Source organism: Streptomyces sp. NPDC020996 (assembly GCF_040641355.1).
Classification (GTDB): Bacteria; Actinomycetota; Actinomycetes; order Streptomycetales; family Streptomycetaceae; genus Streptomyces.
Genome location: NZ_JBFADM010000007.1, coordinates 42,304 through 63,690 on the forward strand (window position 1 = coordinate 42,304; position 21,387 = coordinate 63,690).

A 21,387-nucleotide genomic window follows, 5' to 3' on the forward strand; every position below is an offset into this window, starting at 1 on the left:
CCGGCGGGGCCCGGCCCGGTTTGACCCCTTCGGCCGGGGCCCCGTAACCTTGACCGTCGGCGTGTCCCGTGGACATGGGCGCGCCACATCCCCGTAAACCTCATCCTCCGGAGCACCGGGTGCTGCGGAGAGGCCGCCCGTGTGCCGGGCGGCTGGACTGCGGGGGTGCCGTTCCCGAGCGAGAGAGTGAGATCCGCGTGTACGCCATCGTGCGCAGCGGTGGTCGCCAGCACAAGGTTGCTGTCGGCGACATCGTTGAGGTTGACAAGATTTCCACCGCCAAGGTTGGCGACACGGTCGAGCTCTCGACCCTGCTCGTTGTCGACGGCGACGCTGTGACCAGCGACCCGTGGGTGCTGGCCGGCATCAAGGTCCAGGCCGAGGTCGTGGACCACCACAAGGGCCAGAAGATCGACATTCTGCGCTACAAGAACAAGACCGGCTACCGCCGTCGTCAGGGCCACCGCCAGCAGTACACGGCGATCAAGGTCACTGAGATCCCCGCGGCTGCGAAGTAAGGGACTGAGGAGAGATGGCACACAAGAAGGGCGCATCGTCCACCCGTAACGGTCGTGACTCCAACGCTCAGCGCCTCGGCGTGAAGCGGTTCGGCGGTCAGGTCGTCAACGCGGGCGAGATCCTGGTCCGTCAGCGCGGCACCCACTTCCACCCGGGCTCCGGCGTCGGCCGCGGCGGCGACGACACGCTGTTCGCGCTGCAGGCGGGTGCGGTCGAGTTCGGCACCTACCGTGGCCGCAAGGTCGTGAACATCGTCCCGGTCGCCTGAGTCGTCCGACTTCCGTCTGACTTCACGGCTTCGACCGAACGTTTCGCGAGGCGGACCTCACTTCCCGGTCGGGAAGGCGGGTCCGCCTTTCGCGTGTTAGGCAGTAGACAAGCAGGAACGTGCGTCAGCGACGTGCGTACGGAAAGTGCTGGAGGCACCCCACCATGACCACCTTCGTGGACCGCGTCGAGCTGCACGTCGCCGCGGGTAACGGAGGCCACGGCTGTGCCTCCGTCCACCGTGAGAAGTTCAAGCCGCTCGGCGGCCCGGACGGCGGCAACGGCGGCCGGGGCGGCGACGTGATCCTCACCGTCGACCAGTCCGTGACCACCCTGCTCGACTACCACCACTCGCCCCACCGCAAGGCCACCAACGGCAAGCCAGGCGAGGGCGGCAACCGGTCCGGCAAGGACGGCCAGGACCTCGTCCTGCCGGTGCCGGACGGCACCGTCGTCCTCGACAAGGCGGGCAACGTCCTCGCCGACCTCGTCGGGCACGGCACGTCCTACGTCGCCGCGCAGGGCGGCCGCGGCGGGCTCGGCAACGCCGCGCTGGCGTCGGCGCGGCGCAAGGCGCCCGGCTTCGCCCTGCTCGGCGAGCCGGGGGACCTGCGGGACATCGTGCTGGAGCTGAAGACGGTCGCCGACGTGGCGCTCGTCGGCTACCCGAGCGCGGGCAAGTCCTCGCTGATCTCGGTGCTGAGCGCGGCCAAGCCGAAGATCGCGGACTATCCCTTCACCACCCTGGTGCCCAACCTCGGCGTGGTGACGGCGGGTTCGACCGTCTACACCATCGCGGACGTGCCCGGACTGATCCCGGGCGCCAGCCAGGGCAAGGGACTGGGGCTGGAGTTCCTGCGGCACGTGGAGCGGTGCAGCGTGCTCGTGCACGTGCTGGACACGGCGACGCTGGAGTCCGACCGCGACCCCGTCTCCGACCTGGACGTCATCGAGGCGGAGCTGCGCGAGTACGGCGGCCTCGGCCACCGGCCGCGGGTCGTCGTCCTCAACAAGATCGACGTGCCGGACGGCAAGGACCTCGCCGAGATGGTGCGGCCGGACCTGGAGGCCCGCGGCTACCGGGTCTTCGAGGTGTCCGCCGTCGCCCACCTCGGGCTGAAGGAACTGTCCTTCGCGCTGGCCGAGTCGGTGGCCAAGGCGCGGGCCGCGCTGCCGAAGGAGGAGGCGACGCGGATCGTCATCCGGCCGAAGGCCGTGGACGACGCCGGCTTCACGGTGACGCGTGAGGACGACGGCCTGTTCCGGGTGCGCGGCGAGAAGCCCGAACGCTGGGTGCGGCAGACCGACTTCAACAACGACGAGGCCGTGGGCTACCTCGCCGACCGGCTCAACCGGCTTGGCGTGGAGGACGAGTTGATGAAGGCCGGCGCCCGCGCCGGGGACGGCGTCGCCATCGGGCCCGAGGACAACGCCGTCGTCTTCGACTGGGAGCCGTCCGTGACGGCCGGGGCGGAGATGCTGGGCCGCCGGGGCGAGGACCACCGCTTCGAGGCGCCGCGGCCCGCGGCACAGCGGCGCCGGGACCGGCAGGCGGAACGGGACGAGGCGTTCGGCGAGTTCGAGGGCTTCGAGCCGTTCTGATCGAGCGCGCGCCGGCGTTCACCCGCGGCCCGCGGGTGAACGCCGGACGAATCCGTGACGCACTCCAGGGCAACTTCCGCCGGATCCGGTGAGTCGTACTGGGCGGTCAACAGCTTTTCCGCTCATCCGCCCTCCAGTCCAACGGAGTCGACGTGCCCCAGTCTGTCGCCGCGCCCCACTCTGCCGTCGTGCCCACCGCCCGGCGCGCCACCGCCCGCCGTGCCGTGGCGATCGCGGTCGCCCTGCTCGCCACGAGCGCCGTCACCGCCGCCGTACCGGCCGCCCACGCCCAGCCCGCGCCGACGCGCGAGGCGCGGCAGGACTTCAACGGAGACGGCTACGCCGACCTCGCCGTGGCCGCCCCCTACGCCACCGTCGGCGGCAAGACCAAGGCCGGTTACGTCGCCGTGCTGTACGGCAGCCCGAAGGGCCTGCTCGCCGCCTCCCGGAAGGTCTACACGCAGGCGTCGCCCGGCATCCCCGACACGCCCGAGAAGAACGACATGTTCGGCTTCCGGATGAGCGCGGCCGACCTCGACGGCGACGGCTTCACCGATCTGCTGGTGGGGTCCGGCGGTGAGCGCTGGCAGCAGGACGGTATCGAGCGGGCGGGGTCCCGGACCGTGCTGTGGGGCAGCCGCGCCGGGTTCGTCTCCGGCAAGGTGCTGCCCGCCGAGGGCACCGGTCTCAGCCAGGCCCCGTTCACCGTCGCCGGCGACTTCAACGGCGACGGGCACCAGGACCTGGCGCGCAACGGCCGCGTGATGTGGGGCCCGTTCGGCCGCGACGGCGTTCCCGCGGCAGTGCAGGACGGGCAGCCCTTCACCGACGAGGACGAGCCGATGAAGATCGTGGTCACGGTGGCGGTCGGCGACACGGACGGCGACGGCGCCGACGACATCGTGACGGTGGGCCGCGCGTCCGACGGCTGGGACGACGAAGGCACCTACGGCAACTATGTCTACTACTCGCGCGGCGGCCGCGACGGACTGAGCACCCCCGTCCGTCTGACGCGACTGGACGGTCCGAAGGCCGACAGCGTGGCGCTCGGCGACCTCGACGGCGACGGCCGGGCCGACCTCGTCGCCGACGGCCGGAACACCCTCCGCGTCCTGCGCGCCGGCAAGCAGGGCCTCACCGACACCGCCCCCCGCGTGATCACCCAGGACACGCCCGGGGTGCCGGGCGTCCAGGAGTTGGGTGACCAGTTCGGCAACCACTTCTCGGTCGGGGACGTCGACGGCGACGGGTACGGCGACATCCTGGCGGGCGTTTCGGAGGAGGACTTCGGCGGGCTGAGGGACGCCGGCGCCTTCGTCGTCATCCCGGGCGGGCCGGCCGGGCCGACCGGGGCCGGGACCAAGGCGTTCAGTCAGAACAGCGCGCGCGTTCCGGGCGTGGCCGAGACCGGCGACCGCTTCGGCCTCGCCGTCCACCTCGTCGACGCGAACGGCGACGGCAGGGCCGAGCCGGTCGTCAGCGCGCCGTGGGAGGACTCCCGCGCCGGCGCCGTCTGGGTGTTCCGCGCCACCTCCGCCGGCGCGACGGCCAGGGGTTCCTTCGTCTTCGGCGCCGGGACGCTGGGCACGACCGCGTCCGGCGCCCAGCTCGGCGCCGTGTTCTCCGACTGACCTCCGCTCACGAACCCGGGACAGGTTCCATGACCTCACGCACCCGCCGCCCGCGCACCCGCCGCGGGCGGCCGGCGCTCGCGCTCGCCGCCGGTCTGGCGCTCGCCGCCGGCCTCCTCACCGTCCCCGCCGCCCAGGCGACGGCCGGCACCGGCCCCAGCGGCAGGCGACTGCACGACGACTTCAACGGCGACGGCTACCCCGACCTGGCGATCGGCGCGCCCGGAACCGCGCTGGGCACCCTGCCGAAGGCGGGCGCGGTCACCGTGCTGTACGGCTCGGCGAGCGGGCTGTCCACCTCCCGCAGGCAGGTGCTGAGCTGGGCCGCCCGGGAGAACGCGGACTCGCCCGAGACCGGGTACGGCTCCGGGCTGCGCACCGCCGACCTCGACGAGGACGGTTACGCCGACCTGCTCTCGGTCGTGTCCTGGACCCCGGTGGACGGCGACCACGGCACGTTCATCGAGGTCAACTGGGGCGGCCCCAAGGGGCTTTCGGCCCGGCCGACGGTGCTGTCCGGGCTGCCGGACGCCATGGCGATGCGGGACTACACGGTCGCCGACGTGGACGGCGACCACCACCCCGACCTGGTGCGTCTCGGCATCCATCCGGACACCGCGCAGGCGGACGGCGCCGTGGTGCACGGACCGTTCACCCGGGACAGGCCCGGCACCCGGACGACGTACTTCACCGTCGACCCCGACCGCTCCCTGCGGGGCCGGTCCCTCGCGGCGGGTGACGTGAACGGCGACGGCATCGCCGACCTCGTCGTACGCACCAGCAGCCCCGACGAGCCCGACTCGCGCGGGATCGCCCTGCTCACCGGCGGCCCGGACGGCCTCACCCGCAAGGGCTCACCCAAGGACGCCGTGGGCCGCCCCGTCGGGGGCGAGGAGGTCGCGATCGGCGACCTGAACAAGGACGGCTACGGCGACATCGTCGTAGGCCACTCCTTCGACGGTTACGACAGCGACGTCGAGATGCCCACCGAGGGCGGTGCCCTGGGCGTCGTCTACGGCGGCCCGGACGGCGTCTCCGGCACGCGCAAGCCGGTGTGGATCAACCAGGACACCCCGGGCGTGCCGGGCGTGGGCGAGCGCGGCGACGGCATGGGATCGGCCCTGTCGATCGGCGACACCGACGGCGACGGCTACCTCGACGTGGCCACCGGCCTGCCGGGCGAGGACCTCGACGGCGTCACCGACGCGGGCAGGGTCCTCGTGCTGCGGGGCGGCGCGAACGGACCGACCGGCACCGGCGCCAGGTCCTTCAGCCAGAACACCCGCGGGGTGCCCGGCACCGCCGAGAAAGCGGACCGCTTCGGCGTGGAGACCTCCCTGGTCGACGGCGACGGCGACCGGAAGGACGGACTGGCCGTCGGCGACCCGGACGAGAACGCCTCCGACGGCTCCGTGTGGGTCTTCTCCCCGTCCTCCTCCGGCATCACCGCGAGCGGGTCGTTCTCCTTCGGCGCGGGCACCGTCCGACTGCCCCGCGCCGGCGCCCTGTTCGGCAGGTCGCTGGGCGACTGACGGAGGATCGGCCACAGGCTCCCCGACCCGCGTCCGCGACGTGTGTCGTGACCCGTTGCGACGAAACGACGTTCACCCTGTTGTTCCCGTGTCGCAACGGGTCTTCTGCTGTCTGCCGATTCGTCATGCGCGCGAGCTTCCGCGTTCAACGGGCGGACCGCCCCGAAGCGTGAGCTTCGACATGTCCAAGAGGCAAGCGAGGCAAGGGAGTTCGCTGATGACCGGCACCAGCTCACCCGACCGACGCCGCTTTCTGACCGCCGGCGCCGCCGTTCTCGGCGCCGCCGCCTCCGCCCAGCTGTGGCTGCCCGGCACCGCCCGGGCGGCCGCGGCCTCCCTGCCCGACGGCGTGTTCGCCCTCGGCGTCGCCTCCGGCGACCCGCTGCCCGACGGGGTCGTGCTGTGGACCCGGCTCGCGCCCGACCCGCTCAATGGCGGAGGCATGCCCGACGACGTCGTGCCCGTGGAGTGGGAGATCGCCGAGGACGAGCGGTTCCGCAAGCCCGTGCGCCGGGGCGCCGTCCAGGCCCGGCCCGAGTACGGGCACAGCGTCCACGTCGACGTACGGGGCCTGCGCCCGGGCCGCGCGTACTGGTACCGCTTCCGCGCCGGCGGCGTGCTCTCCCCGGCCGGCCGCACCCGCACGGCCCCCCACCCGCACAGCCGGGGCGGCTCGCTGCGCGTCGCGCTGGCCTCCTGCCAGAACTGGCAGCACGGCTACTTCACGCCGTACGCCGACATGCTCGCCCAGGACCCCGACGTCGTCCTGTTCGTCGGCGACTACATCTACGAGTCGACGCCGTCGTCGACGGGCGTACGACGGCACGAGGGGACCGGGGAGCCGTACACCCTGACGCAGTACCGCAACCGCTACGCGCAGTACCGCAGCGACCCCGACCTCGCCGCGATGCACGCGAACGCCCCCTGGGTGGTCACCTTCGACGACCACGAGGTCGACAACGACTTCGCCGGCGAGATCCCGCAGGACCCCGGCAAGCAGTCGCACGACGCGTTCGTCGCCCGGCTGACGGCGGCCTACCAGGCGTACTACGAGCACATGCCGGTCCGCGCCACCGCGATCCCGGACGGCCCGCACATCCAGATGTACCGCCGCCTGGAGTTCGGCCGCCTGGCCCGGCTCAACGTCCTGGACACCCGGCAGTTCCGCAGCGACCAGGCCACGAGCCAGGCCGGCGCCGAGGACCCGTCGACGACCATGCTGGGCGCCGCGCAGAAGCAGTGGCTGCTCGACGGGCTGCACGACTCGCCGGCCCGCTGGAACCTGATCGCCTCGCAGATCATGATGGCCGAGACCGACCTGCAGATCGGCGAGGGCAAGCTCTGGTACTACGACGCCTGGGACGGCTACCAGGCCGAACGCAACGCGCTGATGCGGGAGTTCGCGGACGTCCGCAATCCGGTGGTGCTCAGCGGCGACCGGCACCTGACGATGATCAGCGATCTGAAGGAGGACTTCGCCGACCCGGAATCCGATGTCGTCGGCGCCGAGTTCGTCGGCACCTCCATCTCCAGCAACGGCGACCAGGACCAGGCCGCCTTCCACGCCACGTGGGATCCGCGGATGCCGGACAATCCGCACTGGAAGCTGATCGACGCCCACCGCGGCTACCACCTCTTCGACATCCGCCACGACGGCATCGACGCGCAGGTCCGGGTCGTGGACACGGTGGTCCGCCCGCAGGCGACGCCGAGCACCCTGGCGCGGCTGCGGGTCGAGTCCGGCCGCCCCGGGGTCGTACCGGCGTGACGCCCTTGGCGTGAGAAGCCGGTGTGAGGAGAGGGCCTGGGACTCATCCTGCGTGCCGGGCCTCTCTCAGCCGGGCCTCTCTCAGCCAGGTCTCAGGAAGCCTCAGCCAGGTCTCAGGAAGCGCTCTTACCATCCTCTGACCATGGAGACGGACTGTACGAGAGACGACGCCCGGGTGAACGGCATCGCCCCGCTGCCCGCCGGCACCCGGCTGCTGCACATCGGCCCGCACAAGACCGGGACCACCTCGATCCAGGGCGCGCTGTTCGCCGCCAGGGATCTGCTGCCCGCGCACGGCGTCGTGTTCCCGGCGCACACCAGGCACCCCATGGAAGCCGCGCTGGCCGCCTGCGCCCGGCCCGCCATGCTGGGCGACCCGGTGCCCACCGGCCGGCACTGGCGCAAACTCCTCGAACAGGTGAACGCCACCGGCGGGCGCACCTCCGTCGTCAGCAGCGAGTTCTTCGCCGACGCCGAGGACGACGCGACCGCCGCGCGGATCGTCGAGCAGCTCGGCGGTGACCGCGTGCACGTCCTGGTGACGCTGCGCCCGCTGGCGAAGATCATGCCCTCGCAGTGGCAGCAGTACGTGCAGAACGGCCTGCGCATGGACTACGGGAACTGGCTCGAGCACATGCTCAGGAAGGCCCCGTACGAGCAGCCCAACCCGAGCTTCTGGCGGCGGCACCGGCACGACCGGCTGGTCGAGCGCTGGGTGCGGGCAGCCGGCCCCGAGCGGGTCACCGTCGTCGTGGTGGACGACCGCGACAAGGGCGGGCTGCTGCGCACCTTCGAGGCGCTCCTCGGCCTCCCGCAGAATCTCCTGCAACCGGTCCCGGACACGGCCAACCGTTCTCTTACCCTCGCCGAGACCGAAATGCTGCGGAATCTTAACAAGGAATTCCGCGGCAATGAGCTGCCGGCCGAGCTGTATTCGCGGCTCGTACGCAACGGCGCGGTGATGCACATGAAGAACGCGTGCAGTCCGTCGCCCGAGGACGTGAAGATCGCCACCCCGGTCTGGGCCCTGGAGGCCGCCGCCGCGATCGGCGCCGAGATGGCCGGGCGGATCGGCGGCACCGGCGTGCGCGTCATCGGCGACCCCGCGCTGCTGTCGGCCGTGCCGGGACCCCAGGTCCGGGAGGCGCCCGCCGAGCCGCGGATCGCCCCCGAGGTGGCCGCCCAGGCACTGTACGGCGCGCTCGCCGCGGCCGCCGCGGCACCCGTGCGGCACACCGACCCGGCCAAGGCGCGTACGGTTCATCAGACGCCTTCCAAGGAACTCGTGAAGGTGCTCGGCCACCGTTGTCTCAAGCGGCTGCGGCGCCGTTGAGCCGTTCGGGCGTCACCCGGCCAAGTGAACTCCCTGTGAAGTGACTCACCGCAATTCCACCGGCGCCACGAACGGACTCGTCCGTCACCGGCGGTGCAAGATGAATGACAGATGGCGCGCACATATGCGGCGAACGGCGCTCACCTTGCACTGCGGTAACCGCAAGTGGGACCATTTCCCCGTTCCCTGTCGCCCCAAGGTAGGTCTCCTGTGTCCCAGCACATAGCCAAGCCCCGTACCACCGCAGTGATCCTGGCCGGTGGCACCGGCCAGCGCGTGGGTCTGTCGATCCCCAAGCAGCTGCTGAAGATCGCCGGCAAGGCTGTCATCGAGCACACCCTGACCACCTTCGAGAAGGCCGACTCGATCGACGACATCATCGTGCTGATGGCGCCGGGCTACGTGCCCGACGTCGAAAAGATCGTGGCCAAGGCCGGGTTCACGAAGGTCAAGAAGATCATCGAGGGCGGCTCCACGCGGAACGAGACGACCGAGCGCGCCATCGAGGCACTCGGCGAGGGCCTGGCCGAGGGCGAGGACCTCAACGTCCTCTTCCACGACGCCGTACGCCCCCTGCTGTCGCAGCGGGTGATCGACGACTGCGTCGCCGCCCTGGAGCGCTACCAGGCCGTCGACGTCGCCATCCCGTCCGCGGACACCATCATCGTGACCCGCACGCACGGCGAGGACGGCGAGTTCATCACCGAGATCCCGGACCGCTCCCGGCTGCGCCGCGGCCAGACCCCGCAGGCCTTCAAGCTGTCCACGATCCGCCGCGCCTACCAGGTCGCCGCCGGCGACCCCAACTTCCAGGCCACGGACGACTGCTCCGTCGTGCTCAAGTACCTGCCCGACGTGCCGATCCACGTCGTCGCCGGCGACGAGTACAACATGAAGGTCACTCAGCCGGTCGACGTCTTCATCGCCGACAAGCTCTTCCAGCTCGCCTCCACGGCCGCCCCCGAGCAGAACGGCGAGGACGCCTACCGCGAGCTGCTGACCGGCAAGACGATCGTCATCTTCGGCGGCTCCTACGGCATCGGCAAGGACATCGCCGAACTCGCCGAGTCCTACGGCGCCACGGTGTACGCGCTGGGCCGTTCCACCACGGGCACGCACGTGGAGAACCCGGAGGAGGTCGACGACGCGCTGTCCAAGGCGTACGCGGAGACCGGGCGCATCGACTACGTCGTCAACACCGCGGGCGTGCTGCGCATAGGCAAGCTGGCCGAGACGGACAACGCCACCATCGAGGAGGCGCTGAAGGTCAACTACCTGGCCCCGGTGCAGATCGCCCGTTCGGCCTACAAGTACCTCGTCGAGACCAAGGGCCAGCTGCTGCTCTACACCTCCAGCAGCTACACCCGGGGCCGCGCCGAGTACAGCCTCTACTCCTCGACCAAGGCCGCGATGGTGAACCTCACCCAGGCGCTGTCCGACGAGTGGGCGGGCGAGGCCATCCGGGTCAACTGCATCAACCCCGAGCGCACCGCCACGCCGATGCGCACCAAGGCCTTCGGCCAGGAGCCCGCGGGCAGCCTGCTGTCATCCGAGGCCGTGGCGCGCACCTCGCTCGACGTGCTGCTCTCGGAACTGACCGGGCACGTGATCGACGTCCGCCAGCAGGACCCGACGGCGGGAGCGGCGAAGGCCACCGGATTTGAGCAGGCGCTGGCCTCGGTGCTGGACCGTCAGGACGGCGTGTAATAATCGGCGCAATTGGACTTCGGTAATTCAGGCCTCTGAGATTGCCCGTTAAGCGGGCGTTCGCAGGGGCCTGAGTCCGTACCAGATGCATTACCCGCAAATCCTGCGCATCTTAGAACAAACCGGCACTCCCCCCCCTCCCAGAGCAGGTTCTCCGTGATATCCACCGCTATTCGCGTCGCCCGGGTGGGCAGCGCGGCCGAACTGGCCGCGGCGGTCCTCATGATGCTGGGCTACCCGGCACTCATGCTGGCCGCGCTCGTCCCGAGCGTCTACGCCTTCGCGGCAGCGGCCGCCGTGACGTACCTGGCGGACCACTATCTGCACCGCAAGGGCAGCTACCTCGTCAACCGGCTCAGCAAGGTCCGCGCCGGCCTGTCGATCCGCTTCCTGATCCGCCAGCTGCTGCTGGTCCTGCTGCTCGCCCGGATGTCCCTGTCGGACAACCTGGTCTTCTACGGGGCGATCGCCGGCTTCATCGCCTTCTACGGACTGCAGGCCCCGCACGGCGCCCTGGTCACCCTCATCCGCAACCGCCGCCGGATGCCGGTCGCCACCCGCAACGTCGATCTGGCCTCCCGCATCCGCATCCCGGACGCCCCGCCGCGCCGCCTGCTCAACCGTTCGGCCGAGAAGATGCTCCACCTCGACCTCGCCGCCGTGGTGGGCGTGCTGGTCTCCGCGGCCATGGACTCGCCCGTGGCCGCCTTCACCGGCATCGGCGTCACCCTCGTGCTGGGCTGCGGGTACGTCCTCACGCTGATGCCGTACGTCCGCGGCCGGAAGATCCCGCCGACCGCCGACAAGGTGCTGGCCGCCGTCGACGACTGGCTGCGCGAGTACCAGCCGCAGACGGTGCTGTACTTCTCCGGCTCCCGCGACTCCGCCTACCAGGTCAACATGTGGCTGGAGACGATGGAGCAGCTCGACTCCCGGCCGCTGGTCATCCTGCGCGAGCGCGTCATCCTGGCGAACCTCGCGCCCACCACGGTCCCCGTCGTCTGCGTGCCCGGCGGTGTGCACCTGATGAACATGGACCTGTCCACCGTGCGGGTCGCGCTGTACGCGGCGAACGTCGGCAAGAACATCCACCTGCTGCGCGTGCCCACCATGAAGCACGTCTTCATCGGCCACGGCGACAGCGACAAGCTCGCCAGCGTGAACCCCTTCAGCAAGGTGTACGACGAGGTGTGGACCGCCGGCCGCGCGGGCCGCGACCGCTACGCCATAGCGGACGTCGGCGTCCGCGACGAGGACATCGTCGAGGTCGGCCGCCCGCAGCTGGCGCCGATCCAGACCTGGCGGGGCGCTTCCGAGGGCCCCCGCGGCGACGCCGCCGACGGACGCTGCCCGACCGTGCTGTACGCGCCCACCTGGGAGGGCTGGGACGACAACCCGGGCAACACCTCGATCCTGCTGGCCGGCGAGAACATCGTGAAGAAGCTCGTCACGGCCGACCCGCCGGTCCGTGTCCTGTACAAGCCGCACCCCTTCACCGGCACCCGCAGCGCCGACGCCAAGGCCGCCCACCAGCGCATCACCGCCCTGGTCGAGAAGGCCGCCGCCGGGCGGGCCGCCGACCCCCGCTTCACCGCCGACGCCGCCGCGCAGGACCGCGCCAAGGCCGAGCTGGCCCGCGTCGAGGCCCGGCTGGCCGAGCTGTCCGGTGCCGCCGGCGGCCGGGGCGACGAGGCCGAGGCCAGCCGCGACGGCGTGGCCGACCCGCAGAAGCACGAGGAGATCGCCCGGCTGCGGGACGAGTGGAACGACGCCTACTGGCGCTCCTTCCCCGACTGGGAGCACCGCGTCATCACGGGCGCCGAGCCGCGCCTGTACGACTGCTTCAACGTCTCCGACGCGATGGTCTCCGACATCTCCAGCGTGGTCTCCGACTTCATCGCCAGCGGCAAGCCGTACGCGGTCACGGACTCCGCCGAGCTGGGCGCCGAGGAGTTCAAGCGGCAGAACACGGCCGTGCGCGCCGCGGTGATCCTGTCCAACAGCGCCGCCGAACTGGGCGAGCTGCTGGGCGCGGTCCGGGACCCGGCGGCCGACCCGCTGGCCGAGGACCGCAAGGAGCTCAAGCAGTACCTCCTGGGCCCCGACGAGCCGGCGTCCATCGTGCAGTTCAACACCGCGGTGGCCGACCTGGCGCTGAAGGCCGAGACCCGCAACCTCGGCCAGGAGTCGCGGGCCGCGGCCGGCGCCGCCGGGGCCGACGAGCTGTCGGACGCGCTGTCCGCGCAGCAGCCGGTGCCGGCGAACGGCGACACGGACGGCGCGACCAGGCGCTGACCGCGCGCCGCCGGACACGACGGGCCCGGGCCCCGAGGAACGTTCCTCGGGGCCCGGGCCCTTTCCCGTCTCTTACCGCTTCCTCGTACCGCTCGCTGAGCGGCTCTCACCCGCCGTGCGTACTGTCAGGGTGTCCGGCCTGGTGGGCCGTCACGGGCCGTGCGTCAAGTCCGCGCGTCATGTGACGTGCGTCACTCATTCCGAGTCGTGAGGCAACCTCCTCGGGCGGTCCCCCGTCTAACAGGTTGCGATTATGCCGATACGGGGGAAATACACCTTTGACCAAGGGGGAACCGTGAGCGTCGCGCAGCCTGATGTCAGTGTGATCATCGGGGCCTACGAGGCGATGCCTTATCTGATCGACTGCCTGGCCTCCGTCGAGTCGCAGACCATCGACCCGGCACGTATCGAGGTCATCGCGGTCGACGACGGCTCGACGGACGGCACGGGGGAGTACCTCGAGGAGTTCGCCGCCCGCGCGCCCATGCCGGTGACGGTGATCCGGCAGGACAACTCCGGCGGGCCCAGCGGCCCGCGCAACGTCGGATTGGGGAAGGCGGCGGGGCGCTACGTCTTCTTCCTCGACGCCGACGACCGGCTCGGCACCGAGGCGCTGGAGCGCATGGTGGCGATGGCCGACCGCAACGGCACCGACGTGGTGCTCGGCCGGGTCGAGGGGATCAACCGCAAGCCGCCGCAGTCGATGTGGGGCAAGACCCTGGACCGTACTGACGTCTTCTCCTCCAACATCAAGTTCACGCTCAGCGCGCAGAAGCTGTTCCGCCGCGACTTCCTGGAGCGGCACGGCATGCGCTTCGACGAGTCCCTGTGGACCGGCGAGGACGCGCTGTTCACGATGGAGGCCTACCTGCGGGCGAACGGCGTCTCGGTGGTCGCCGACCACACCTGCTACTACCTGGTGGGCCGCGCGGACGGCAAGCACGTGACCAAGAGCGGGAGTTACACCCTGCGCTTCGACTCCGCCCGCGCCCTGATGAACCTGATAGCCGAGCACGTCCCGGCCGGCGAGCGGCGCGACGCGCTCATGATCCGGCCCTTCCTGATCACCCTGCTGCCGCAGTTCGGCCCCAAGTACCTCAAGGACAGCGAGGAGGTACGACGGCACAAGTTCGAACTGGCGCGGCCGCTGACGGAGAAGTACTGGACCGAGGGCGTCGCCCGCCGCCTCAAGGTCGAAGAGCGGCTCAGACTGCACCTGGTGGCCGAGCAGCGCCCCGAACTCCTCACGGAGGTCCTGCGGTTCGTCAAGGCCAAGAAGCAGGCCCCGGCCCTGCTGGAGAAGAAGGGCCGCCGCCTCTACCTCGTCTACCCGCACTTCCGCGACGAGCGGGCGGGCGTCCCGGACTCCGTCTACCTCGCCGCACCCCGCGAGGCCCGCGCCTTCCCGGGCTACCGGGAGGGCGCCGCCGACTCCGTGCTGCGCAGGGCCGTGCGGAAGGCCCGCCGGGTGCTCACGGCCCCCGGCGGGACGGCAGCGGCGGCCTGACCGCTGAGGTTCCGTGGGGCTGGTCTCCGAGTCGCGTGCGGCGCTCGTTCGGACCGGAGCCGCACCAACCACCGAATCAGGTGGGGAGGAGCGTGGGTGCGTCGGTCAGGATCTGCTGATGCGTGGCGCGCAGAATGCCGTCCGGTTCCAGGCCCAGTTCCCGCACGAGGTGTTGACGGGTGGCCTGGAACACCCGCAACGCCTCGGCGCGTCTGCCGGATCGGTGCAACGCCGTCATGAGCAGGCTCACCGCACGTTCGCGCAGGGGATGGTCCCGGATGAGTGAGGTGAGTTCTATCGTCGCCTCCTGGAGACGCCCTGCCGCAAGGGTGGCCGCGGCATGCTCCTCGAGAGCCGACAGGCGTTCCTCCTCGATGTGTATGCCGACTCTCGATGGCAGCCAGTGGCCCGACACACCGGCGAGCGGCGGGCCGCTCCACAGTTCGAGGGCGTGCTCCAGTTGGGCGCTGGCTCTCGTCGCGTCGGTGTGCTGAGCGGTGCCGACCAGGCTCCGGAAAAGGTGCAGATCGATCTGTGTTTTTTCCGCCCGCAGGGAGTATCCGCCCGGCTGCGTGATGATCTCCGCCTCGGATGACGGCGCCAGCACGCGTCTCAGTCTGCTCACATATCCCTGAATGGCATTCCGGGCGGAATTCGGTGGATTCTCCCCCCAAAGTGCACGCGACATGTTGTCCATGGAAACGACGCGGTTGGCGTCGATGAGCAGTACCGCGAGAACGCTGCGCTGTTGTGGGGTGGTCGGCCCCAATGGCTGGTCTCCCAGCCAGACGCCTACCGGTCCCAGCAGCCGGAACTGGATGCGCTGCATTGCCTCCCCCTTGTTTTCTTCAAGTTCCCCCAAGTTGTTGCAAATTTAACCCACGACTTGACGCATGACACCCTCGTTCCAAGACATCTCTTGATTTATTGAATTTGTCGTCTTGGTGACGATTCTTCGGGTTGTGGCGGCGGAGTCTTCAGTCCTTCTCGTGCGGCCCCTTTCAACGGTGTTTCAGTACATTTTCAGCGGTGGTGCCGATCATCTTTCTGCCCGCAGACCCTGACAGAAGGATGATCCGTGAGAATTCGCACCTTCGTGACCACTGTCGCAGTCGTCGGAGCGTCCGTCCTGGCCGCGGGTGTGCCCACCGCGTCGGCGGACGACGCGGACATCACCCAGCGCACCCCGATAGCCAATTCCGCTGACGCGGTGTCAGACGAGCCCGCAGTCGTCAACGGCGAACTCGCGACGTCGTCGGACGGTCTGGCCGCGATCCTCTGGGACAACGACGACCCGGGCACGGGGCGCGGCAACCTGCTGTGTTCCGGCTCCATCATCGCGGAGCGGTGGATTCTCACCGCGAAGCACTGCTTCGCGAACACGCCGGTGGGCCAGGACGCGTCCAAGATTCAGGTCAGGGTGAAGAGCCTGAAGTACAACGAGGGCGGCGGTGTGATCGAGGTGGACGACATCAAGTGGCGTACCAGCCACGACATCGCTCTGCTCCACCTGACGCGCGACGCGAATGCCGAGCACGTACGGCTGGCGAGCGCCAGCCCGGTGGAAGGCACCACCAACTACATCTTCGGCTGGGGCACGACGGGCAACTACTACGGGTCCCCGTCCAAGAGCCTGAGGCGCGCGACGATCAAGGTGACCGACATCAACAGCACGGACGCCTTCGACGGCCGGGGCATCAGGAGTTCGAAGGGCAACGGCATCGCCTGTGCCGGCGACTCCGGCGGTCCGCAGTTCAAGCTCGTCGACGGCAGCCGCTACCAGGTCGGCGTGACGTCGACCACGGGCGTGCAGGGCGGCATCTGTGTCGGACCGATGAACGCCGCGACGGTTCCCACCAGCCTCGACTGGATCCAGCAGGTCGCCGGTCTCTGACCGTCCCGACACGCCGTGTGGTGGCCCCGGATCACGGCCCCGGGGCCACCACACGGCCGGCCACCGACACCCGAGGAACCCTCATGGCTCTCAAGTCGTCGTTCATGCGCGGTCTCGCTGTCCTGGCCGCCCTCGCGGCCGTCCTGATCACCGGGACGGACCCCGTGCCGGCGGTGGCCGACGAAGTGCCGGCGGCCACGGCCGCGATCACCACCGGGGCAGTCTTCAACGACCCGCAGGGCACCGCCACCCAGCAGAACGCGATCGTGGACCACATCGAGAATCTGGTCCGTCAGGCTCCCGCCGAAGCGCGACTGCGGCTCGCTGTCTACGTCATCACGGACATGGGCTTCGTGGACGAGCTCATCGCGGCCAGCGCGCGCGGAGTGCACGTCCGGATCGTGCTGGACGCCTCCGAGGACAACGACGCGTCCTACGCCAAGCTGAGGACCGCGCTGGGCACCGACCGGTCGGCGAACTCCTACGTCAAGCGGTGCGTGCACCGGGCGTGCATCGGGAACGCCGGAACTCCTCGGATGCACAACAAGTTCTACCTCTTCTCACGCACCGGCGGCGCGGACGACGTCGTCGTCCAGTCCTCGGCGAACCTGACCCCGCACAACACCGTGGACTACTGGAACAACGCCGTCACGGTGGTCGGGAACACCCCCCTGTACACGGCATACGTGGACTACTTCGCGGACCTGGCCGCTTCTCCGGACCGGGAGACGGACGACTACTACCGCATGACGACCTCGGGCGACGTGAAGTTGTACTTCTTCCCGCGTGCCGGCACGGACGACTCCACCGACACCATCGTCGAGATCCTCGACAACGTCACCTGCGAGGGGAACACGTCTGTCGGTACGCCCACGGGGCGAACGCAGATCCGGATCGGAGCGTGGGACCTCACCCGCACCGGTATCGCGAACAAGCTCCGGCAACTGGCCGACCGGAACTGCTGGGTCGACGTCGTCTACCGTCACCTGGGCACCGGCGTCGCCGACACCCTGTCCGGCCATGACCGCATCAAGCTCTACGAGCTGAACCAGGACGACGGCGACCTCATCCACTCGAAGTACATGCTGATCGAGGGCACGTACGCGGGCCAGAAGGACACCAAGTGGGTGTTCACCGGCAGCCCGAACTACGACGTCTCCTCACTGCGTGAGAACGACGAAGCGCTGCTGCGCTTCAAGAGCGACTCCATCCATGATCAGTACAAGTCGAACTTCGTGTCGATGCGCACAGTCGTCCGCGGCTACTGAGAGAACGACCGCTGTCCGCACACCGGACCGCCGCATGCGCGGCGGCCCCGTTCGCGTAGATTGTTGCCACGCGCAGGGAAGTGGAGAGAGCACGTGGCAGGGGCAAGGCAGGCCGTGGGCGAGGCCCGCAGGATCGTCGTCAAGGTGGGATCCTCGTCGCTCACCACGGCGTCGGGCGGCCTGGACGCCGACCGCGTGGACGCGCTCGTCAACGTGCTCGCCAAGAGCCGAAACGAATGGGCGGCCCGAAGGGCCTCCGCTGAGGGTGGTGGTGGGAGGCGGGGAGGCGGAGGAGAGCGGGAGATCGTCCTCGTCTCCTCCGGTGCCATCGCCGCCGGACTCGCCCCGCTCGGCCTGCGCCGCCGCCCCCGGGACCTGGCCCGCCAGCAGGCCGCCGCCAGCGTCGGGCAGGGCCTGCTCGTCGCCCGCTACACCGCGTCCTTCGCCCGCTACGGCGTCCGCGTCGGCCAGGTCCTGCTCACCTCCGACGACATGAGCCGCCGCGCCCACCACCGCAACGCCTCCCGCACCCTCGACAAGCTGCTCGCCATGGGCGCCTTCCCGGTGGTGAACGAGAACGACACCGTCGCCACCGACGAGATCCGCTTCGGCGACAACGACCGCCTCGCCGCCCTCGTCGCCCACCTGGTCCACGCCGACCTGCTGGTGCTGCTGTCCGACGTGGACGGCTTGTACGACGGCGACCCGTCCCGGCCGGGCACCTCGCGGATAGCCGAGGTGCGCGGGCCCGCCGACCTGGCGGGCGTGGAGATCGGCAGCGCCGGCAAGGCAGGTGTCGGCACCGGCGGCATGGTCACCAAGGTCGAGGCCGCCGGGATCGCCGCCGCGGCCGGCATCCCCGTCGTGCTGACCAGCGCCGTCCACGCGGCCGAGGCGCTGTCCGGCGGCGACACCGGCACCTATTTCCACCCCACCGGCAGGCGCTCCGCCGACCGGCTGCTGTGGCTGCAGCACGCGTCCACCCCGCAGGGGGCGCTGACCCTGGACGACGGCGCGGTGCGCGCGGTCGTGGACCGGCGCAAGTCGCTGCTGCCGGCCGGGATCGCCGCCGTCGAGGGCGACTTCAGCGCCGGCGACCCGGTCGAACTGCGCGACACCGAGGGGCGTGCGGTGGCGCGCGGACTGGTCAACTTCGACGCCAAGGAGATCCCCCAGCTGCTCGGCCGCTCGACGCGGGAACTTGCCCGGGAACTCGGCCCGGCGTACGAGCGGGAGGTCGTACACAGGGACGACCTGGTGGTCCTGCACCCGTAAACGCCCGAAACGTCCGCTCCCGGTGGTGGACGTTCCGCAAAAGTGCCACGCGACGGTCTGCGGCCTGCTCAACTTTGACCCAGGGACACATTCCGCACGAGCACTGCTCGAACCCTGCGTAAAGGAGGCCGTCGTGAGACGAGTGCGCCCTGGGACGGCGTCCCGCAGTGCCGGCGCCGCCGGCGCCCCCTCCCGCACGGCCGGCGGGGAACGCGCTCTGACCAGCGTCGCCGCCGGCGGCCGCTACGAGGAACCGGCGGACCTGCCGCGCCTGTGGCACGTCACCCTCAGCGTCTCCGGCGCCCAGGCGCCCCTGACCGAGGTGCGGCGCGGCCTCGAACAGCTCGCCCACGACCACCCCTTCCTGCTGACCAGCAGGTACGCGGGCGACCACGCCGAGATCCGCTACTGGGAGGAGGCCCGCGACCTGCACGACGCCGCCGCCGTGGCCCTGCGCCTGTGGGGCGAGCACCGGCAGACCGCCAAGCTGCCGCCCTGGGAGATCGTCGGCCTGGAGGTCATCGACCGCGAGACGTACCACCAGCGCGTCGCCGAGGGCTACGGCCCGCCGCCCGCGTCGTCGGTGGGGGTTCATCCCTTTTGAACCCGTCTCGACTCGTGGGATGAGCCGTGAACGCGCGCGTGCGGAGCACTACGCTGCGGGCATGACCACGCTTTCGCCGTACGACTCCATGTCCCCGGTCACCCAGGCCGCCTACCGCGCCAAAGCCGCCGCCGCCGACCTCGCCCCGCTGCCGCGCGCGGTGAAGGACGACGCGCTGCTCGCCATCGCGGACGCGCTGGAGGTCCGTACGAGCGAGATCATCGAGGCCAACGCCAAGGACGTGGCCAAGGCGCGCGAGGCCGGCACCAGCGAGGCGATCGTCGACCGGCTCACGCTCACCCCCGAGCGGGTGCGCGCCATCGCCTCCGACGTCCGGGACGTCGTGGCGCTGCCCGACCCGGTCGGCGAGGTCGTCCGCGGCTCCACCCTGCCCAACGGCATCGACCTGCGCCAGGTCCGCGTCCCGCTCGGCGTCGTCGGCATCATCTACGAGGCCCGCCCGAACGTCACCGTCGACGCCGCCGCCCTGTGCCTGAAGTCCGGCAACGCCGTCCTGCTGCGCGGCTCGGCCTCCGCCTACGAGTCGAACACCGCCCTCGTGCGGGTCATCCGCGACGCCGTCGGCGGCGCCGGTCTGCCTGCCGACGCCGTGCAGCTGGTGCCCGGCGAGAGCCGCGACAGCGTGCGCGAGCTGATGCGCGCCCGCGGCCTGGTCGACGTCCTCATCCCGCGCGGCGGCGCCTCGCTGATCCGCACGGTGGTCAACGAGTCCACCGTCCCCGTCATCGAGACCGGCACCGGCAACTGCCACGTCTACGTCGACGCCCACGCCGACATCGACATGGCCGTCGACATCCTGATCAACTCCAAGGCGCAGCGCGTCAGCGTCTGCAACGCCGCCGAGACCCTCCTCGTCCACCAGGACATCGCGCCCGAGTTCCTGCCGCGCGCCCTCGACGCCCTCGCGGAGGCCGGGGTCACGGTCCACGCCGACGAGCGGGTGATGGCCTACGCCAAGGACTCCGCCGCGACCGTCGTCGAGGCCACGGCCGAGGACTGGGAGACGGAGTACCTCTCCTACGACATCGCCGCCGCGGTGGTGGACTCGCTGGACAAGGCCGTCGAGCACATCCGGCTGTGGACCTCCGGCCACACCGAGGCGATCGTCACGACCTCGCAGCAGGCCGCCCGTCGCTTCACCCAGCTGGTCGATTCCACGACGGTCGCCGTCAACGCCTCCACCCGCTTCACCGACGGCGGCCAGTTCGGCTTCGGCGCGGAGATCGGCATCTCCACGCAGAAGCTGCACGCGCGCGGCCCGATGGGCCTGCCGGAGCTGACCAGCACCAAGTACATCGTCACCGGGGACGGGCACGTGCGGCGCTGAGACGGGCCGCCGGCCGGGGGCGCATATGCGGTCGGCACGCGCGTCCGGTAGGCGCCCCCATCCCGGGCGGCCGTCTCATCAGGCGGATGAATTTCCATACCGTCTGCCCAAAATGACCCCCCAGGTCTACTCTGGATCCGTGCCGGAGGACGTGGGGGGCACGCCGTTCCCTGACGGCTGGGAGCCCGACGACGACCACGACCGCGGGGTGTCGGACGAAGAGTTCGCCTCCGTGGTCTTCGACGAGGCCTTCGTACGGGCGGCCGCGGTGCACGAGCCGACCGCCGTGGAGCGCCTCCTGGCCGCCGCCCAGGCAAGAGCGGAGGCCTCCGAGGCGGAGGCCCGCCGGACCCACGGCAGAGGCGACCGCTACGAGGACGGCTACGGCCCCGGCGGCCGCGCCGGTTTCGGTCATGATCCGGAGTTCGACGACCTGGACGACTCCGATGCCTACGGGGGCCGCTACCGCGCCTTCGGGCCGTACGGCAGGCAGGTCCGCTGGCACCGCCCGGTCGCCTGGATGCTAGCCCTGGTGATGGGGATCGGCATGGTCGCCCTGGCCTTCGCGGCCGTCTACCGGGGCGGCTCCTCCAGCCGTCAGGACCAGGTGCCGCCGCCCGCCTCGACCGGCCCGGAGCAGAGCGGTGCGGCGCCCCCCTCCGCGTCGGCCGACCACTCCCAGCCCGCGGTCCCGGTCATCCCGCGCAGCCCCTAGGGCCCGTAGGGGGCCGGCAGGAGCGCCGGCAGATGACATCGGGGGCCGTCGGAGGGGTCCCGGCCTCCGAAGCTGTCCCAACTTGTCGTGTACCAGGGCGTTTACCGAAGCCTCAGGAGACC

General features: G+C 70.7%; 17 protein-coding genes. 16 read left to right on the forward strand and 1 reads right to left on the reverse strand.

Annotation, left to right across the window (positions count from 1 at the left end):
• Nucleotides 1–197: 197 nt before the first annotated feature.
• The 10 genes from rplU (at nucleotide 198) to AB0G63_RS07710 (ending at nucleotide 14,161) form a co-directional block, all read left to right on the forward strand.
• A complete protein-coding gene (gene rplU, locus AB0G63_RS07665) occupies nucleotides 198–518 on the forward strand; it encodes a 50S ribosomal protein L21 (RefSeq protein WP_004931419.1) in 321 nt (106 codons plus the stop codon).
• 14 nt (nucleotides 519–532) lie between these two features.
• Nucleotides 533–787, forward strand: coding sequence for a 50S ribosomal protein L27 (gene rpmA, locus AB0G63_RS07670; protein ID WP_324785643.1), 255 nt, complete (start codon nucleotides 533–535; stop codon nucleotides 785–787).
• A gap of 164 nt (nucleotides 788–951) precedes the next feature.
• A complete protein-coding gene (gene obgE, locus AB0G63_RS07675) occupies nucleotides 952–2,388 on the forward strand; it encodes a GTPase ObgE (RefSeq protein ID WP_360745864.1) in 1,437 nt (478 codons plus the stop codon).
• Between the two features lie 152 nt (nucleotides 2,389–2,540).
• Nucleotides 2,541–4,019 (forward strand): FG-GAP-like repeat-containing protein, encoded by a 1,479-nt coding sequence (locus AB0G63_RS07680; RefSeq protein WP_360745867.1) that lies wholly within the window; start codon nucleotides 2,541–2,543, stop codon nucleotides 4,017–4,019.
• Between the two features lie 29 nt (nucleotides 4,020–4,048).
• On the forward strand, nucleotides 4,049–5,551 hold the full coding sequence (locus AB0G63_RS07685) for an FG-GAP-like repeat-containing protein (RefSeq protein WP_360745870.1): 1,503 nt from the start codon (nucleotides 4,049–4,051) through the stop codon (nucleotides 5,549–5,551).
• 217 nt (nucleotides 5,552–5,768) lie between these two features.
• Nucleotides 5,769–7,319, forward strand: coding sequence for an alkaline phosphatase D family protein (locus tag AB0G63_RS07690; protein ID WP_360745873.1), 1,551 nt, complete (start codon nucleotides 5,769–5,771; stop codon nucleotides 7,317–7,319).
• Nucleotides 7,320–7,461: 142 nt separating this feature from the next.
• Nucleotides 7,462–8,652, forward strand: a complete 1,191-nt coding sequence (locus AB0G63_RS07695; RefSeq protein WP_360745875.1) for a hypothetical protein — start codon at nucleotides 7,462–7,464, stop codon at nucleotides 8,650–8,652.
• 210 nt (nucleotides 8,653–8,862) lie between these two features.
• Nucleotides 8,863–10,359, forward strand: a complete 1,497-nt coding sequence (locus AB0G63_RS07700; RefSeq protein ID WP_360745878.1) for a bifunctional cytidylyltransferase/SDR family oxidoreductase — start codon at nucleotides 8,863–8,865, stop codon at nucleotides 10,357–10,359.
• Nucleotides 10,360–10,515: 156 nt separating this feature from the next.
• Nucleotides 10,516–12,654 (forward strand): hypothetical protein, encoded by a 2,139-nt coding sequence (locus AB0G63_RS07705; protein WP_360745881.1) that lies wholly within the window; start codon nucleotides 10,516–10,518, stop codon nucleotides 12,652–12,654.
• 295 nt (nucleotides 12,655–12,949) lie between these two features.
• Nucleotides 12,950–14,161: a glycosyltransferase family 2 protein gene (locus tag AB0G63_RS07710; RefSeq protein ID WP_360745884.1), complete on the forward strand. Its 1,212-nt coding sequence runs from the start codon at nucleotides 12,950–12,952 to the stop codon at nucleotides 14,159–14,161.
• A gap of 76 nt (nucleotides 14,162–14,237) precedes the next feature.
• Here AB0G63_RS07710 and AB0G63_RS07715 read toward each other — a convergent pair whose 3' ends face one another.
• The gene (locus AB0G63_RS07715) at nucleotides 14,238–14,990 is read right to left on the reverse strand and encodes an AfsR/SARP family transcriptional regulator (RefSeq protein ID WP_360745887.1); all 753 of its coding nucleotides are present in this window, start codon (nucleotides 14,988–14,990) and stop codon (nucleotides 14,238–14,240) included.
• 267 nt (nucleotides 14,991–15,257) lie between these two features.
• Between AB0G63_RS07715 and AB0G63_RS07720 the strand changes: the two genes are divergently transcribed.
• The 6 genes from AB0G63_RS07720 (at nucleotide 15,258) to AB0G63_RS07745 (ending at nucleotide 21,265) form a co-directional block, all read left to right on the forward strand.
• Nucleotides 15,258–16,055, forward strand: a complete 798-nt coding sequence (locus AB0G63_RS07720) for a trypsin-like serine protease (RefSeq protein ID WP_360745890.1) — start codon at nucleotides 15,258–15,260, stop codon at nucleotides 16,053–16,055.
• 83 nt (nucleotides 16,056–16,138) lie between these two features.
• The gene (locus AB0G63_RS07725; RefSeq protein WP_360745893.1) at nucleotides 16,139–17,323 is read left to right on the forward strand and encodes a phospholipase D-like domain-containing protein; all 1,185 of its coding nucleotides are present in this window, start codon (nucleotides 16,139–16,141) and stop codon (nucleotides 17,321–17,323) included.
• 114 nt (nucleotides 17,324–17,437) lie between these two features.
• Nucleotides 17,438–18,598, forward strand: a complete 1,161-nt coding sequence (gene proB, locus AB0G63_RS07730) for a glutamate 5-kinase (RefSeq protein WP_360746164.1) — start codon at nucleotides 17,438–17,440, stop codon at nucleotides 18,596–18,598.
• A gap of 133 nt (nucleotides 18,599–18,731) precedes the next feature.
• Nucleotides 18,732–19,202 (forward strand): hypothetical protein, encoded by a 471-nt coding sequence (locus AB0G63_RS07735; protein ID WP_360745896.1) that lies wholly within the window; start codon nucleotides 18,732–18,734, stop codon nucleotides 19,200–19,202.
• 61 nt (nucleotides 19,203–19,263) lie between these two features.
• Nucleotides 19,264–20,550: a glutamate-5-semialdehyde dehydrogenase gene (locus tag AB0G63_RS07740; RefSeq protein ID WP_360745899.1), complete on the forward strand. Its 1,287-nt coding sequence runs from the start codon at nucleotides 19,264–19,266 to the stop codon at nucleotides 20,548–20,550.
• A 112-nt stretch (nucleotides 20,551–20,662) separates the two neighbouring features.
• Nucleotides 20,663–21,265, forward strand: a complete 603-nt coding sequence (locus AB0G63_RS07745; protein ID WP_360745902.1) for a hypothetical protein — start codon at nucleotides 20,663–20,665, stop codon at nucleotides 21,263–21,265.
• Nucleotides 21,266–21,387: the final 122 nt, after the last annotated feature.